This window comes from Parapedobacter defluvii (assembly GCF_014642075.1).
Classification (GTDB): domain Bacteria; phylum Bacteroidota; class Bacteroidia; order Sphingobacteriales; family Sphingobacteriaceae; genus Parapedobacter; species Parapedobacter defluvii.
The window spans coordinates 154,153-171,088 of record NZ_BMIK01000009.1; the positions used below are offsets into that span (position 1 = coordinate 154,153).

Below are 16,936 nucleotides of genomic sequence, written 5' to 3' on the forward strand. Positions count from 1 at the left end.
AAAACCGATCAGAAAGTATCAAAATGCTCGTCGGTCTCCATGTATTTTTGCTGTATAGGGTCTCCTTTGATAACACAAAGTCCTTGTTATGTTGAAAAAATCAGAAAATGATCGACTCCCGCTCGCCCGCAAGAAAATCGTCATTATAGGCGGAACGGCTGGCATCGGCCTTTCGGCAGCAAAAGCATTTGTTAGGCGAGGGGCAAAAGTGGTTTCCGTTGGGCGGGATCCCGTTAACAACGAGCATGCGGAAAATGAATTGGCAGGTTCGGGACTGATTTTTCCGGGAGATGCTATGCAAGCCGGAACCGCTGCTGAAGCAATCGAATTGTGTATACGGGCTTGGGGTGGCTTTGATGGGCTTTATCACGTAGCGGGTGGCAGTGGCCGGAAGATGGGGGATGGGCCGCTGCATGAAATCACGCCGGAAGGGTGGCAGCATACATTAAATTTGAACCTGACGTCGGTAATGTTCTCTAACCAAGCAGCGGTACGGGCGTTTTTGCGTGAGAAAAGAGGGGGCACTATTTTAAACATGGGATCGGTATTGGCTGATGCACCTGCATCCCATTATTTCGCTACTCATGCCTATGCGGCTGCCAAGGCCGCTATCATTGGTTTTTCGAAATCCATCGCAGCTTATTACAGCGCCCACAATATCCGGGTTAATGTGATTGCCCCAGGTCTTGTGGCCACGCCTATGGCGCAAAGAGCGGCTGGAGACGCTGAAATTATGCATTTTATTCAGACCAAACAGCCCCTTGGTGGCGGCCGAATTGCCGATCCCTCCGATCTCGATGGTGCTGCATGTTATTTTATGTCGGATCTCTCCAGGTTTACGACCGGACAAGTATTGTCTGTCGATGGTGGATGGGCACTAAGTGATGGTCAGCTTCAGTCAAGGAATGATTAATTATGGGTACGGCTACAGCAATAGGGATTGATTTGGGAGGAACCAATATAAAGGGGGCTTTGGTAGACATGTCTGGAAAGATTATCCATCGGATGACGCAGGCTACCAACTGTTTTGGAGGAGAAAAAGACAACGGTCAACGTTGGAAAAAGGCCATCTTTCAAATGGTGGCTGAATTGAAAAAAAGAAGTGCTGTGGCGGCAGTTGGAATAGCGGCGCCGGGTTTGCCTAACGCTGCCAATTCCGCAATACGGCTCATGCCGGAAAGGTTGGAGGGGCTGGCGCATTTTGTTTGGGCTGATTATTTAAGGGAGAAGTCCGTTTGGGTGTTAAACGATGCACACGCGGCACTGATTGCCGAGGCTAGATTTGGTGTAGCAAAAGGATCAAAGAATGTAGTTATGCTGACACTGGGAACGGGGGTAGGTGGGGGTATCCTGATCGACGGAAAGCTGTATCAGGGTAAGGATCAGATGGCCGGCCACTTGGGACACATGACGCTGGATGTTGATCGTGAAGATGCCGGTATCACAGGCATGCCCGGAACCCTGGAGGATGCGATTGGAAGCGCAACCATATTTAAAAGGTCTTTTGGACGATTTGCATCAACCAATGATTTGGTAGAAGCTTATAAGGGTGGAGATCATTTTGCTACCTATGTGTGGCTGAATGCAGTCCGTAAATTGGCGTTGGGTTTATGCTCCCTGAACAACTTGCTATCGCCTGACCTTTTTATACTGGGAGGAGGAATTACCCATACCAGCGATGCGTTGTATAAACCGTTAGCCGACTTTATGGACGTGTATGCGTGGAAAAACGCAGGCCGGAAAACACCCGTATTGCAAGCGCATTATTCGGATATGGCGGGCGCAGTAGGTGCGGCTGGTTTTGCATTTTTAAAAATGGGCATAATCGGTGGCAATGACGTTGACGTTACGCTGCCGGTTTGATTTGAACATTTTACGATAGAAGGAGATGGATGTCATACAGGATTACATAGAAAAATGCCGGGAGATTGTAACGGCCATCGAAGATCAAAAAAGTGAAATTCGAGTGGCCGCCACCTGGTTTGCTGAAACCATTTTGGCCGGACGTATGGTTCATGTGTTCGGTTCGGGTCACAGCCGTATCATGGCTGAGGAAATGTGGCCCCGATACGGTTCATTTCCCGGGTTTAATCCCATTGTGGAACTTTCGCTGACGTTCCACAATTTGGTGGTCGGTGCCAATGGTCAGCGGCAAGCCATGTTTTTGGAAAACGTATCGGGACTAGCGGCCCGGATACTCCGCAATTTCGATCTGAGTGCGCAGGATACGGTACTCATCATATCATCCAGCGGCTGCAATGTAGTACCGATTGAAATGGCCGCCTGTTTCAGGGAACAGGGCATACGGGTTGTCGCGTTGGTAACGAGGAAACATGCCGAGCAAAGTATAAGTAAACGGCCGGATGGCAAAAAACTGACAGACTTTGCCGATTTAGTGCTGGACTCGGGGGCACCGCTGGGCGATGCCATGGTGAAAATTCCGGGACTGGAGACCCCGGTTTCTCCGGGTTCGACAGTAGGGGGAGCAGTGATGATCAATGCACTGAAAGCGGAAGTGGCACGTTTACTTACCGAGGCGGGGCATCCGCCTACGGTTTTAAGCGGTGCCAGCACCGTCGGTGCCGAACGCTCGGCGCAACTCTTTGAAAAGGCCTACGATGAACATGCCCATCGTTTAGCACGCCTGTATCAATCGGTGGGTGAATCTAACCCTAATGGAAACGTATGATATTGGACTATGACAACGCTAATCAATCATCAACAGGTTCCTTTATTGACCCGCACGGATATTTTGGTTATCGGAGCAGGCTCAGCAGGATGCTTGGCGGCTCTTGCAGCGGCGCATGCAGGAAAGCACAAAGTCATGCTCATCGAGCGGTACGGTTTTGCGGGCGGTACATCAACCCAGATGCTGGATACGTTCTACGGTTTTTTTACGCCCGGCGATGAACCCAAAAAGGTGGTGTCCGGATTGCCGGACACGATTGTAGATGCGTTATCTTCAACAGGCGATATGTTTCTACGACCTAATACCTATGGAGCTGGCACCGGTGTGAATTACAACCCCGAGCGACTCAAATATGTGTGGGACAAGAAAATCGTGGAAGCGGGCATTCAACTGCTGCTTCATACCACCCTCGTTGACGTTGCAAGGGAAGGAACCGAACGCTACCTCTGTATACTCTGGAATAAGGGTGGTTTTTGTAAGGTCGCGGCAAAACGGGTGATTGATGCATCCGGCGATGCCGATTTCTGCCACCTTGCTGGCTTCGGGTATGAAGTAGCCGGTGAGATCGAGCCTGCGCAAAGCATGACAACCACCTTCCGCATGAGCAACGTCGACCTGGATACGTTTAAAAAAGCGGGTGGCAAGCAACTGTTGAACGAACGGATGAAAGCGGCGTATGAATCGGGGAAATATGCATTACCGCGGAAGGAAGGATCGGTGCATGAAATGTGCCAGCAAGGATGTGTGTCGACGGTTGCAGTAAAAGTATCTGATTTGCATGCATTGGATGCTGCGGAATTGACACGTGCCGAAATAACCGGAAGAAAACAAGCGTTTAACTACGAGGATTTTTTCAGGAACGAAATTCCGGGTTATGGGGCCGCCCAGATCATTGGGCTGTCTCATCAGATCGGTGTCCGCGAAACGCGACGGGTGTATGGAGAGGCCCGTCTTACCAAAGCGGACTGTATGGCCGGAGATATTCCGCACGACCGTATTTTTCTGTGCGGCGCTCCCATTGAAGACCACCGAAAAGGGGATCAGGGAGCAGATGAAACGTATTGGCAATACATTCCGAACGATGGTGTATACGGTGTGCCTTACGGCACAATTGTGCCACGCGGCAGTGAACAAGCCTGGGTGGTCGGGCGATGTTTTTCGGCCACGCACGATGCACATGCTTCCTGTCGGTCCATGGCACAGACGATGTCCATGGGGCAAGCAGCAGGGTTGGCAGCGGCAATCACCCTCGACCGGGATATCGCTGCCGATGAAATGAATATAACCATGCTGCATGACAGGCTGACCGAGATAGGGGCTATCCTCGAGGTGCCCAAACGGATCGCCGATACCAGCCGGCACGGTTGGGCAAACAATAAATAAGGACTGACAGATGAAGGCACAAACTTTTGTCCGGACGGTAATGGGGGATATAGCGCCCCAAAACCTGGGTCTTACCTATTCCCATGAGCACATTGTGATCGAGGAAAGTTTTCCTACGCTGCAGAATCCCCTGTTTCTGCTTAACGATACCGATCGGATCTCCGAGGAATTATTGGCTTTTTATGCAGCCGGAGGCCGGGCCATGGTGGATACCATGCCCGCCAATTGCGGCAGGAACATCCATAAGATGGCAACGGTATCGCGCAATACCGGCGTGCACATCATCGCCGCCACCGGTATCCATTTGGAAATGTATTACCCGCCCAATCACTGGCGGTATGTGTATACCGAAAATCAACTTACACAGCTTTTTATCGAAGACGTGACGTTGGGTATCGATGCGCACGATTACAACGGCCCATATGTGGATCGCACTCCCTATAAAGCGGGGATGATTAAGCTAGCTACGGGAGACGAAAACATCACGGCACACCAGGAAAAAATATTCCACGCAGTGGTTAATACACATCGGGAGACCGGAGTGCCCATCCTGACGCACACAAATGCTGGTAAGCATGCGATCGAGCAGGTAAAACTATTCGAAAAATTGGGGGCCGATCTAAGGCATGTGGTAATTTCTCATGTAGACCGCTATCCGGATGTTGGCTACCATAACGCACTCCTGGAAACCGGTGTCTGTGTGGAATATGACAGCGCATTCCGGTGGAAAAAGGAAGAAGCCAATTGGACCTATCAGCTGCTGGAAGCATTACTCGGGGATTTTCCCGATCAGATTACCATGGGAATGGATGCTGCCAAGCATAGCTATTGGAAATCCTATGGAGGCGCGCCGGGACTTGATTTTTTGTTAACTACTTTTAAGAGGGATTTAGAGTCAATGGGATTAAGCCGGTATTATGAACGGATATTTATCCGGAATCCCGCAGCGCTTTACACATTTGCAAATCATTGAATGGAAATAATAAAGAACACCATGGAAAAACTGTCTATTTTTGTTTCTTGTATCTTTCTGTTGGCTATGTATTCTTGCGGCCCACAAAATGACCATACCTCTACCGATTGGCAGCCGCTTTTCAACCATCAAAATCTGGACGGTTGGCATGCTTCTCCCGGAGGAACCTGGCAGGTGGAAGATGGATGTATTGTGGGTAAAAGTTCTGCCGACGAACCCCTTCACGGGATTTTGCTGCACGATGGTATATACGACGATTTTAAATTAAAAGTAGTTTACAAGGCCATCGAAGGCAACAGCGGTGTGTATTTCCGGGTTGAGGAGGTTGATGATCCCGTCCACGTCTACGGACTTCAGGCAGAAATAGATCCGGAAAAAGATGCGGGTGGATTATACGAAACCGGGGGACGGAACTGGGTGGTACAGCCTACACCCGAAGATGTCAAAAAATGGTATAAACCCGATGAATGGAATGAAATGGTGATCGTTTGCAAGGGACGAGACCTGGCGGTTTTCCTCAATGGTTATAAAACGGCCGAGCTTCACGATGACCCGGGAAGGACGAGTGGCTTGATCGGATTACAATTGCATGGAAACATGGACATGGACGTCCGGTTCAAGGACATCCTGATCATGGAAAACCCCGACGACTTAAACCCTTAGGCGCTGGTGAGGTAAGCGACATCGGAAAGCGCATCCTGTTTATATTGCAACGGAGACTTATCCGTTATTCGCTTAAATTGCCTGTTGAAGTTGGACATATTGTTAAACCCGCTCTCATAGCAGATCTGCGAAATATTGTAATTCTCTTCCACTAACAGTTTGCAGGCGTAGCCGATCCTGATTTCGTTGAGAAAACTTGAGAATGCCTTCCGCGTGCAGGACTTGAAGAAACGGCAAAACGTAGGGACGGACATATTGGCAACCTTGGCTACATCTGCAAGCCCGATGTTCTTACGGAAATTTGCCATGATGTATTCATGAACCTTGGTCATCCGGTCGTTGTCGGCCACCGTATGCTGCTGCACATAGCCCGGACTTGCCAATGCAACGGCCTCTTCGCTCAGTGCTAAAATTTCAAGAATGCTCAGCAGCTGCAATATTCGTTTGTATCCGTTTAAGTTGAACATTTCGTGCATCATGTCTGCCACGCGCTGCCGGGTTTCGCCGATGATTTTCAAGCCGCACTGTGACTTGTGGAAAAGTTTTCTAACCGGTGACATTTCGGGAATATTGAAGAATTCCTTTCCCAGGAAATCTTCGTTGAAATGAATGACAATCGCTTCAGCGGTAAGCGATGGATTGTTTTCATAGTAAGCAGGATCATTTTGATAACAATGTGGCAGATTGGGGCCCAATAGCACCAAATCACCGTCAAAAAAAGGCTCTTCATGATTTCCCACGGTTCGCTTGCCCGTACTTTTTACGACAAGCACCAATTCATATTCAGGATGACAATGCCAGGGAGTTGGATAATACGGATAGACATCCTTTTGCAGAACAAACGAGTACTTCGGATCTAAAATCAATTTTTCTTGCCTCGGTTTCATGAGAAATGCTTGTAATTGTCAGTATCTTTCCCTTTTTCAGCGGGTAGCACGATAGCCGTGTTATAATTGATGTTGGTTAGTAAACTCCTCTTTCTTTCACTAAAATACCACTTTTGCTAATAATCTGCAGGTTTAAGTCAAAATATTTGCATGAACCGATCAAAAAGTATCAAAACGAAATTTGAGGCCTGCCTATATTTGACTTCAGGGAACCAATTGAATAAGACGGCCGATCGGAAGCCATCATACAGGAAAATGTTGAACAGCATGAATATCTATGATAGAAGGACTGTACTGAAAGGGTTTGCTGCGTGGGCGGTCCTCGCTGCGGTGAATGTTCCGTGGCCCGGGTTTGGGACCGGCAACAAACGGCGGTACCGCATCGGGGCGTGTGACTGGTCGATCGGCAAGCAGTGCGATACGGGTGCGCTCGAACTGGCCGGTATACTGGGGCTGGACGGTGTACAGGTGAGTTTGGGAACGGTTCAAAACGGAATGCACCTGCGGCGCAAGGTTGTGCAGCAAGCTTACCTGGAGGCCGTTGCTGCCCATGGGGTCAAAATATCCAGTCTTGCTATCGGTGAACTCAACAACGTTCCTTATAAATCTGAACCCGAGACCGAGGAATGGGTACGTGGCAGTATTTACGCTGCGAAAGCGTTGGGGTGCCGGGTTGTGCTGCTCGCATTTTTCGGCAAAGGTGACATCCGGGGAGACGGGGCGGGCATTGCAGAAGTGATCAGGCGGCTGAAGAAAGTTGCACCGCTGGCCGAGAAAGAGGATGTCATATTGGGCATCGAATCGTGGCTGAGCGCCGATGAACTGCTGGCTATCATCGGTGAGGTCGGCTCCTCACATGTACGTGTATATTACGATGTGGCAAACGCTACCGAAATGGGATACGATATCTACCACGAAATGAAACAGCTGGGCAGCGAATATATTTGCGAAGTCCACGCCAAAGAAAACGGGGCCCTGCTCGGGCAGGGAAAAATTGATTTTAAGAAAGTGCGGCATGCACTGGACGGGATTGGCTATGGGGGGTGGGTTGTCCTGGAGGGAGGGGTGCCTGCCGGAATGGATGTGAACGAGGCTTATTTGGCAAATACCCGATACATCCGGTCAGTATTCGGCTGACAAACGGATTCCATTCAACAAAAGTTGCATAGGATAGAACAAACAAACGGTTCAACGGTAATGAATAGAATTTATATAAGCCTTATAGGAATCTTTCTAATAGGGGCCTGGGCCGCCTGCCAACAGGGAAATGCGCCACAGACGGAAGCCAAACTGTTCGTTGCGGACGATCTGGAAGCGACGGTCTGGGCTGAATCCTCGATGTTTTACAACCCGACGAATATGGATGTGGATATCCGGGGAAGGATATGGATAACCGAAGCGGTAAACTACCGTAATTTCAATAATGATTCAGCCAGACACCTTACCCATGCCGCCGGAGACCGCGTAATGATCCTGGAAGATACTGACGGGGACGGTATTGCGGATAGCTCGAAGGTATTCATCCAGGATAAGGATATTGTATCGCCGCTGGGTATATCGGTTATCGGAAACAAAGTGATTGTATCGTGTTCGCCCTCCGTGATTGTGTATACAGATGAAGACGGGGACGACAGGCCGGATCATAAGGAGGTATTCCTGACTGGATTCGGCGGTCTCGACCACGATCACGGCCTGCATACCGGTGTGGCCGGACCCGACGGCAAATGGTATTTCGCCGTGGGTAATGCGGGGCCCCACGTAGTTACGGATAAAAACGGGTGGACACTCCGTGCGGGGAGTGTGTACACCGGTGGATCGCCGTACAACGGAGAAAATACACCCGCCCAGCGGAGCGATGATGGCAGGATATGGACCGGGGGATTGGTATTCCGGATCAATCCGGACGGTACGGGTCTGGAAGTATTGGGCCATAATTTCCGCAATTCGTATGAGGTGGCGGTTGATTCGTACGGTAATATGTGGCAGAGCGACAACGACGATGAGGTGGATGCCTGCCGGACCAGCTGGATCATGGAGGGGGGTAATGCCGGTTTTTTCAGTGAGACCGGCGTACGGACCTGGCGGGCAGAAAGAAGACCTGGTCAGACCATACAGACCGCCCATTGGCATCAGGAAGACCCGGGTGTCATGCCGGTGGGAAAGATTTACGGCCCCGGTGCCCCCACGGGAATCGTGGTCAACGAAAGCGATGCGCTCGGTAAGGCTTACCGGGGCATATTGCTCAGTGCCGATGCGGGAAGAAACGCGATTTTCGGGTATTACCCCACGCCGGAAGGTGCAGGTTATGACCTTTCGGACGGAAGCCCGTTCATCTCTTCCACCGGTGTGGACGACGAATTTTACCGTTGGAACAATGTCGACGAAAATACGAAAAAGTGGTTCCGGCCAAGCGACGTAGCCATCGGAACGGACGGGGCCATCTATGTGGCAGATTGGTATGACCCCATCGTGGGCGGGCACCAGATGATGGATTCCGTCGGTTATGGGCGTATCTACCGGATTGCACCCAAAAATAAGAAACTGATTACCCCGAAAATCGACCTGGATCAGACTTCCGGCCAGATTGCTGCCTTCCTGAACCCGGCGATTAATGTTCGGAATCAGGGATTCGAACAGCTGAAGGCGCAGGGATCGGAAATCCTGCCTGAACTGATGAAACTATTGGAATCGGAAAACCCCTATCACCGTGCCCGTACCGTCTGGCTCTTGGGCCAACTAGGCCGGGAGGGTATCGATAAAATCGTCGGATTGCTGGGAGACCATGACCCGCAGATCCGGATAACGGCGCTGCGGGTACTGAGGCAGGTCGACAGCGGTCATTTACTGGCGTACGCCGATAGGATAGCGGATGACCCCTCGCCCGCCGTGAGAAGGGAGGCAGCCATTGCGATCCGGGATATACCTTTTGAACAAAGCAGTCCCGTGATCATGAAGCTGGTCGACGGCTTCGACGGCGAGGACCGTTTCTATCTGAATGCACTGGGAGTCGCAATGGAAGGCAAAGAAAGCGAAGCATACGCGGCGCTGTTGCGCCGCGCGGGAAACCCCGAACCAGAGAACTGGTCGAAAGCTTTTGCAGCGATCGTATGGGAACTGCATCCCGACGAGGCGGCGGACGCATTGAAGCAACGGGCATTAAATGAAAAGCTTGATCTGGACGTCCGGAAAAAGGCGGTCGTAGCCCTTGGTTTCATCCCCACCCGGGAGGCGGCGGTATCCATGCGCGGGTTGCTTGCGTCAGCCGATCAGGACATCGCCGGTTCAGCACAATGGTGGCTGCAGTTCCGGAAAACCAATGACTGGAGGCCCTATCTGGGGGATTGGGAATCACCGCTGGATAAACTGCTGGACGCACAGCCCGAAGCACTGGGGTATTACAATCAATACCGGGATGACAGCGGGAGCCCGAATGATAAGCGGAAAGCGGCACTGCAACTGGCAACCAGCAAAACGGGTAAACTCTACCTGATCGAACTCGCCGCTGCAGGGTTGCTGCCGGATTCATTGAAGGCGGAGTTAAGGGACCGGGTACTGGCAGATGACGACCGGAATTTCAGAGCCCTTGCCGCCCATTATTTCGGTGCAGATGATACCGGTTCTTACGACCTGGAAGAAGTGGCGGGGTTGCCCGCGGATGCGGAGCGGGGAAAGACACTGTTCGTTGCAAACTGCATTGTATGCCACAAAATAGGTTCCATCGGCCGGGAAATCGGACCTGATCTGTCCAACATCCATACCCGCTTTGACCGCAGGGCAATACTGGACGGGATTATAAACCCTGCAGCTGCCGTGGCATTCGGTTCCGAACCGTACCTGGTGCTGTTGAAGAACGGGGCGGCACTTTATGGGTTGATGCTGTCGGATGGCCCGGTGGTGACCATCATGGATCCTTACGGCAAGCAATATGTCATAGACGGTGAAGCTGTGGCCGGAAGGCGGCATCTCAATACGAGTATCATGCCACCGCCCAGCTATATACCCTTGACACCGCAGGATGCGGCAGATATCAGTGCCTACTTATCAATGAATGACAAAGAGCTGAATGACTAATTAAAAACTTAATATAATGGTCCATTACGCGATTTTTTGGTCGGTGCGGAGCAATGGAAGCGCTCCCATAAGGCGAGCAGTACTTTTGGTGGTTTTGGCATTTTGGAGCTGCTGGGGCTACGCCCAGCACATTTCCATAAATGAGGCCGCAGATACAATCAAGGATTTCTCGCAACCGGAAGCTACGGAAATTTGGGAGCCGGTTCCTCCTAGCGTCGTCCCGGGAGAAGGTATGAAACCACCTTCCGATGCCATTGTGTTATTTGGTATGGATGGCGACGAAAAGAATTGGGTCATGGCAAAAGACGGCTCTGAATGTCAATGGGAGGTACGTGATCATGTATTGAAGGTCAAACGGGGAACGGGAAACCTGAAAACACGACAGCAGTTCGGCGATTGCCAACTACATATTGAATTTATGCTTCCGACGGACGCCACGGACCGTGAACATCCCACCAATTCCGGTAACAGTGGTATATTTTTGCAGGGTCGATATGAAATCCAGATTTTCGATTCCTACAATAGCGGAACATCGCTTTATTCGAATGGCCAGACGGGAAGTGTGTATAAACAAGCTATTCCGCACGTAAATGCAAGTAGGAAAAACGGGGAGTGGAACACGTTTGACATATACTATACCGCACCTCGTTTCCGCTATAATGGGACCGTGGTGCAACCCGCTTATGTGACCGTTGTCCATAACGGGGTATTGATATTAAATCACTTTGAAATCCAGGGAACAATCCAATATATTGGCATTCCGCATTATGAACCGCATGGCAAAGCAGCTATCGAATTACAGGAGCATGGCAGCGAGATAAGTTTTCGCAATATTTGGATCAGGGAAATCCCGTCCACCAGTTCATTGGAAGGAGGTAAACTATGGCACAACTAGCGTTATTGGGAGCGGGTTTCATCGCCCGGTTTTATGCAGATTCCATCCAGTCACTCAGAAGCAAAGATCGAATCTGCACGGTGTATGCGCGAAGGGCGGAGAGCGCTGAAAAGCTAGTCCGGGACTATGGGGTTCCCCGCTATAGCACTTCTATCGAAGACGTAGTCAACGATCCCGAAGCCGACGCGGTCATCATTGCTTTGCCCAATCACCTGCACGAGGCAGCGGTAGAAGCATGTGTGCGTGCAAAGAAGGCCGTTCTCTGTACCAAGCCGCTTGGCAGAAACGCTGCTGAAGCTCTTAGGATGTTACGCGCGGTTGAGAATGCCGGTATTTTTCACGGGTATTTGGAGGATCTCTTGTATACTCCTAAAACGAGGAAAGCCATATCGGATGTGGCAAGCGGTGCGCTGGGGAAGATTCTATGGACCCGGTCGCGCGAAGCACATCCTGGGCCACATAGCGATTGGTTTTGGGACAAGGAAACCGCTGGCGGAGGTGCCATCATTGATTTGGCCTGTCATTGCATTGAAATCGGCCGGGGCTACATTGGTAAAGATATTCGCCCACTTGAAGTAATGTGCTGGGCAGACACGCTGGTAAAACCCATCGATGCGGAAGATAATGCAATCGGATTGGTGCGTTTTGAAAATGGAGCTGTTAGTCAGTTTGAGGTGAGCTGGACATTCCGTGGGGGACTGGATCTGCGGGACGAAGTAATGGGATCTGCGGGGACGGTATGGATCAATAATTTTCTTCGCACCGGCTTCGAAATGTACAGTTCGGGCGAAGGCAATACCTATGTGGCCGAAAAAGCCGAAAGCAACGAAGGATGGCTATTCCCTGTCGGCGATGAAGTACATGAGCTGGGATATCGGCATATGTTTACCGATATGTTCGATTCGATGGAACGGGGTACGGAGCCCGGCGAAACATTTTACGATGGATATATCGTGAATGCCGTGATGGATGCTGCCTATCAGTCAGTACGGTCAAAAAAGTGGGAGCCGGTGGTGCTGGACGTGTGGCGGGGTAAGACATCCGTTGAAAAAGATAATCTGTTCAGGGATTATGACGAACACCATTATTTAATTAAAGAGGAATTGACCCACTATGGTACGGTAAAAGTTATCTTGAAGAATAAACTAACAGGTGATATTGTTGAACAAGAAAAGCCTGCCGATGATCGGTAGGTGTTAATCAGCAACAGGCGAATATACTTGTCCGATACCTGGCTACGGCCGGGTATTTTTATGAAAGCCGTTTTATGAAACTTTTAAGTGCTGCAATTGTACTATAAGCAAAGTATCATCAATCCACGTAAAACAATGGCAATAAAAAAAGAGAGTGCACAGGTTTCTGCCAACAGTGACCGACTGAACGATAAAAAGGGTGAAGGCTTAATTCGTGTACGCCGTGATCTAAAGGATAAAAAAGAGCAGAAGGACTATGAAGCCGGAATTGATCCTCAGGATGAACAGCTTAACACGGTACCGGAGGGAACGGGCAGTGAGCGGGGAAACTCAAAACCAGGAGGTGGTAACAGGCTGCAAAAAGGCATCACGAAGAAGAAATAACGGCAACTCAATAAAAAAATAAAAAAAATCAAACAATTAGAAGGGGTAGTTGTATTCCTTTTAAATTTGGCTAAGCTTTTTTAATTTCAGCTGATAATCACTTACAATTGATCCAGTCGTTCTGTAACTTATGGCATGTTTCAACAAAAGGCGAAAATGAGTTGAAAAAATTAACCACGGATTTATAAATACTTGATGAAAAAGAAAATTTTATACATTGAGGATGACCCTGATATGGCAGACATTGTTGCAGAAATTATGCAATATGAGGAATATGAAGTAATCACCGACAGCGGGAAATCTATGTACAAATTATTAAAGAGCAACGATATCGGGCTGATACTAATGGACGAGGGGTTAAGTTGGTGTTGGGGCAGTAACCTATGCCGGGAACTTCGGTCGAATGAGGAGACCGCCAATATACCCATTATTATGATTTCGGCTGTCAGGGAGATTGACGATATAGCCCAGCATTGCGGTGCCAACGCTTATATTCGTAAGCCGTTTGAAATTTACGATGTTATCGATGCGGTGAACGATTATTATCCAAAAGGTGATCCCGCGATGTAACCTGCGGAAGCCGAGGGTAAACGCGAGCTTTATCACCACTGAAAGCAATGGGTGCCAATGAAAATGTAGGTTACATGAGGCCATTAAAAACTAACTTAGCGAAGCGATTTCACTGATACCATTGAAGTAACAATAATGAATCAATAATTATTCGCGAATGAAAAGAATAAAGTTAAATCGGGGAGAGGCAGTTTTGCCAACGTTTTACCGGGCAGACGGTAAGGATCAGGGAAATCGCGCCAGCGAGGAAAACAGCAATGAGACCGTGGGTTTCAGGATGCTTGAAAATCTAAAAATGGCTTTGCTTTTCAGTTGGACACAAAACCAAACGGAGAAGGAACGTCAAGGTGGCTAAGATAGGGCAGATTTGACGAAGCTTCGATACTTGCCAGATGTCGTGCCCGGCTACCGGCGTGTAAAGCATGGAAGGGGATTTTGTTACTTGGATGTTAGGGGCGTGCGGATTACGGATGCCCGCAAACTGCAGCGCTTCCGGGCGTTGGTTATACCCCCTGCTTGGAAAAACGTTTGGATCAGTCCGAGTAAGCGTGGCCATCTGCAGGTCACAGGGATCGATGAAGACGGCCGGAAGCAATATCTTTATCATCCGGAGTGGACCGCAGAAAAGCAACAGGAAAAACTGATGCGTATGGTTGCCTTTGGCGAAGCCTTGCCATCATTCAGAAAACAGATTGCAAAGGACTTACGGCGCCAAACGTTTGACAAAGTCAAAGTGATTGCCTTAGCTTTGCGGGCCATGGAAGAAACGCTGATGCGCGTCGGTAATGAGCAATATCGCCGTAAATATGGCAGTCACGGCTTAACCACACTGAAAAAGAAGCATCTGAAGATATCGGGAGAAACCGCCGTTTTTCAATTCCGGGGTAAAAAGGGAGTTAAGCAGAAGATAAGTGTTGACCATAAAGATCTGGTCGAACAGCTAATCCTGCTGCGTAACCTTCCCCGGCCTTATTTATTTCAGTATATCAATGAAGAAAAGCAAGTCATCCGGCTGAAAGCCGCTGATATCAACCGTTATATCCAAAATTATACAAATCCTGAATTTTCCTCGAAGGATTACCGTACGTGGTATGCTGGCCTTTGGGCGCTAAGGTTGTTTGCGGAACGCATCGATGGCATTGGAGAGAAGGATTGCAAACCTCATATCCTATCGGTGTTGGATAGCGTATCCCAACGTCTGGGTAATACACGTACGGTTTGCAAGCAATACTATGTGCCTGATCGATTGGTGAGCGCCTTTGAGGACGGCTCATTACTTCCTTATTTGGAAAATAGCCGGGCAGGCCGGAATATCCGAACGGATAGGGCAGCTGAAAGGCAACTATTGGCTTTCCTGCGGTGTGTCACCGGGAGATCCTCTTAAAAAGACGTAAAAGTGAGGTCTTATTTCCTTTTGAGTGGGCTGGCCCCAATAGGGTGCCCCATGGTTGAAGCGATGGAATGTGATCACATGCTATCTTGACAATACCGATGACGGGGATTGCAAGTGCCATGCCGGCAATGCCCCAAATTAATTCACCTGCTACCAGTGCCATAATGGTAAATAGGGGGTTAATGTTTACCTGCTGCCCCACGACAAGCGGTTCAAGTATATACGTCTGTAAAAACTGTACGGTAAGGTATACGAATATAATTCCCAGTACCATACGGCCATCACCCCCTTGGGCTAATACGGAAATAATGACGATAAGATTCCCCACGAAATTACCAAAGAAAGGAACGATCTCTAAAAGTCCGCAGATGATCGCGAAGAATAGCGCTCCCTCAAGTCCCAGCAACGTGAAGCCGATGCCATACATAATCCATAAGATAGCGATCATGTTAAAAAGGCCAATCAGATAACGGCCCGATACCGTTACAGATTTACGGATAATTGCATCGGCGTGTTGTCTTTTATCCTTCGGGACAATGTGCAGTGCAAATCTTTTTAAGTGCGACCTATAGAAAAGGAGTAAATAGGTGTAAACAACGACTAAAATAGCGTTGACGATCACACTGCTTACCGTGTCAATGATGTTAAAAAATAAGGTGCCCGCCCAGGTGGATGCTTTTTTTTCCTGCTCTTGCAACATGCTATTTTGTATATCCGGATCAATTCCGATCGTATCGCTGATCCATTTACGTATGATGTCAATTTTAGCAGTTATTTGAGTCTTTGTCTCCAGAAAATCTTCAGCAAGACGATTGATTTGCCACGATAGGATGAAGCCAAGTACGACGGCTATACATACAAACAACAAAACGGGAATAAGCGCTGCTATTGCACGGTTGATGCCGATTTTTTCTAACCTATCACTGACGGTAACCAATAGCATCGCAAGCAACGCTGCGAGAACCACCGGAATAAGAAAGGACGCAGCAAAATAGAGGGCAACGACTGATAAAGTCGCAATGGTTACAATGTTTGCAATACGCGTGATCTTAGCTTGCATACATAGCTGCACACTTATTTACCGATTGCGTAAGGTTTGAGCTTTTTTTTCAGTTGCTGCCTGGCTACATGTATCCGGGTTTTCACGGTGCCTATCGGAATCTGGAAATATTCGGCGATTTCATGGTATTTATAACCTTCATAGTACATTGAAAACGGATAATAATATTCTTCGGCCAATTTGGAAAGAGCGCCTTCAATATCTTCCATGACAAATTTGCTCTCTGCACCGTTGCGCAATGAACTTTTGTATAAATCAGAAGAAGAGATCGTGTCCGATTTGAGAATGATGGCGTTGGTCTTAACTTTTCTCCGGTAATAGTTAATAAATGTGTTTTTCAGTATGGTATAGAGCCACGCTTGCAAGTTTGTGTCGTCTTTAAATTTATTGTAGTAAGAAAATGCTTTTAGAACAGTGTCCTGCACGAGATCATTGGCATTTTCCTCATCGCGTGTAAAATAAAACGCATAACTGCTCAGGGAGCTTACTTCTTGTACGACTTTGGTGTTAAATTCGATCTTATTCATAATCTATAGAATTTATCGTTTATAGTTTATATCCTCATTTCTCAGCCAGTTCACCCCTAAGCCTGCACAAGCCGACTGATATTAAGTATTCGGATAGTTATCCTATCAAACCAGGCAAATATCGGATTGTCTGTTTAGTAACGTTGTTTTCAATAGATAGTTTGTTTGTGATTAGGTAAACAAATTGACTGTTATTTTGTTTGAATTAATTTAAAATACCCTGTACAACTTACCGATCACCAGTTAAA

The 16,936-nt window shown here is 48.7% G+C and carries 17 protein-coding genes; 14 read left to right on the forward strand and 3 right to left on the reverse strand.

What is annotated here, in order from left to right; all coding sequences use genetic code 11:
- Positions 1-88: 88 nt before the first annotated feature.
- From IEX60_RS14165 to IEX60_RS14190, 6 genes are read left to right on the forward strand one after another with little or no spacing between them, the layout of a single operon-like run.
- Positions 89-913 carry an SDR family NAD(P)-dependent oxidoreductase gene (locus tag IEX60_RS14165; protein WP_188751720.1) on the forward strand — a complete coding sequence of 275 codons (825 nt, stop codon included), beginning with the start codon at positions 89-91 and terminating at the stop codon, positions 911-913.
- A 2-nt stretch (positions 914-915) separates the two neighbouring features.
- On the forward strand, positions 916-1,863 hold the full coding sequence (locus IEX60_RS14170) for an ROK family protein (protein ID WP_188751722.1): 948 nt from the start codon (positions 916-918) through the stop codon (positions 1,861-1,863).
- A 25-nt stretch (positions 1,864-1,888) separates the two neighbouring features.
- Positions 1,889-2,689, forward strand: a complete 801-nt coding sequence (locus tag IEX60_RS14175; RefSeq protein ID WP_188751724.1) for a sugar isomerase domain-containing protein — start codon at positions 1,889-1,891, stop codon at positions 2,687-2,689.
- A gap of 9 nt (positions 2,690-2,698) precedes the next feature.
- On the forward strand, positions 2,699-4,072 hold the full coding sequence (locus IEX60_RS14180) for an FAD-dependent oxidoreductase (protein ID WP_188751726.1): 1,374 nt from the start codon (positions 2,699-2,701) through the stop codon (positions 4,070-4,072).
- Positions 4,073-4,082: 10 nt separating this feature from the next.
- The gene (locus tag IEX60_RS14185) at positions 4,083-5,045 is read left to right on the forward strand and encodes a phosphotriesterase family protein (protein WP_188751728.1); all 963 of its coding nucleotides are present in this window, start codon (positions 4,083-4,085) and stop codon (positions 5,043-5,045) included.
- Between the two features lie 21 nt (positions 5,046-5,066).
- Positions 5,067-5,708 carry a 3-keto-disaccharide hydrolase gene (locus IEX60_RS14190; RefSeq protein WP_188751730.1) on the forward strand — a complete coding sequence of 214 codons (642 nt, stop codon included), beginning with the start codon at positions 5,067-5,069 and terminating at the stop codon, positions 5,706-5,708.
- On the opposite strand, the gene IEX60_RS14195 is transcribed toward IEX60_RS14190, so the two are convergent.
- Positions 5,705-6,595 (reverse strand): AraC family transcriptional regulator, encoded by an 891-nt coding sequence (locus IEX60_RS14195; protein ID WP_188751732.1) that lies wholly within the window; start codon positions 6,593-6,595, stop codon positions 5,705-5,707. The genes IEX60_RS14190 and IEX60_RS14195 overlap by 4 nt on opposite strands.
- A gap of 267 nt (positions 6,596-6,862) precedes the next feature.
- Between IEX60_RS14195 and IEX60_RS14200 the strand changes: the two genes are divergently transcribed.
- From IEX60_RS14200 to IEX60_RS14235, 8 genes are all read left to right on the forward strand, one after another.
- Positions 6,863-7,732, forward strand: coding sequence for a sugar phosphate isomerase/epimerase family protein (locus IEX60_RS14200; protein WP_188751734.1), 870 nt, complete (start codon positions 6,863-6,865; stop codon positions 7,730-7,732).
- 60 nt (positions 7,733-7,792) lie between these two features.
- The gene (locus tag IEX60_RS14205) at positions 7,793-10,666 is read left to right on the forward strand and encodes a PVC-type heme-binding CxxCH protein (RefSeq protein WP_188751736.1); all 2,874 of its coding nucleotides are present in this window, start codon (positions 7,793-7,795) and stop codon (positions 10,664-10,666) included.
- Positions 10,667-10,682: 16 nt separating this feature from the next.
- Positions 10,683-11,561: a 3-keto-disaccharide hydrolase gene (locus tag IEX60_RS14210; RefSeq protein WP_188751738.1), complete on the forward strand. Its 879-nt coding sequence runs from the start codon at positions 10,683-10,685 to the stop codon at positions 11,559-11,561.
- Complete coding sequence (locus IEX60_RS14215; RefSeq protein WP_188751740.1) at positions 11,549-12,754, forward strand: Gfo/Idh/MocA family protein; 1,206 nt, start codon at positions 11,549-11,551, stop codon at positions 12,752-12,754. Before IEX60_RS14210 ends, IEX60_RS14215 begins: the two co-directional genes overlap by 13 nt.
- Before the next feature lie 135 nt (positions 12,755-12,889).
- Positions 12,890-13,138 (forward strand): hypothetical protein, encoded by a 249-nt coding sequence (locus IEX60_RS14220; protein ID WP_188751742.1) that lies wholly within the window; start codon positions 12,890-12,892, stop codon positions 13,136-13,138.
- A 195-nt stretch (positions 13,139-13,333) separates the two neighbouring features.
- The gene (locus tag IEX60_RS14225; RefSeq protein ID WP_188751744.1) at positions 13,334-13,708 is read left to right on the forward strand and encodes a response regulator; all 375 of its coding nucleotides are present in this window, start codon (positions 13,334-13,336) and stop codon (positions 13,706-13,708) included.
- Positions 13,709-13,865: 157 nt separating this feature from the next.
- A complete protein-coding gene (locus IEX60_RS14230; protein WP_188751746.1) occupies positions 13,866-14,063 on the forward strand; it encodes a hypothetical protein in 198 nt (65 codons plus the stop codon).
- A 12-nt stretch (positions 14,064-14,075) separates the two neighbouring features.
- Positions 14,076-15,092: a DNA topoisomerase IB gene (locus tag IEX60_RS14235; protein WP_188751748.1), complete on the forward strand. Its 1,017-nt coding sequence runs from the start codon at positions 14,076-14,078 to the stop codon at positions 15,090-15,092.
- On the opposite strand, the gene IEX60_RS14240 is transcribed toward IEX60_RS14235, so the two are convergent.
- The gene (locus IEX60_RS14240; RefSeq protein ID WP_188751750.1) at positions 15,073-16,161 is read right to left on the reverse strand and encodes an AI-2E family transporter; all 1,089 of its coding nucleotides are present in this window, start codon (positions 16,159-16,161) and stop codon (positions 15,073-15,075) included. The genes IEX60_RS14235 and IEX60_RS14240 overlap by 20 nt on opposite strands.
- Before the next feature lie 14 nt (positions 16,162-16,175).
- Positions 16,176-16,688, reverse strand: coding sequence for an RNA polymerase sigma factor (locus IEX60_RS14245; protein ID WP_188751752.1), 513 nt, complete (start codon positions 16,686-16,688; stop codon positions 16,176-16,178).
- Positions 16,689-16,936 lie beyond the last annotated feature (248 nt).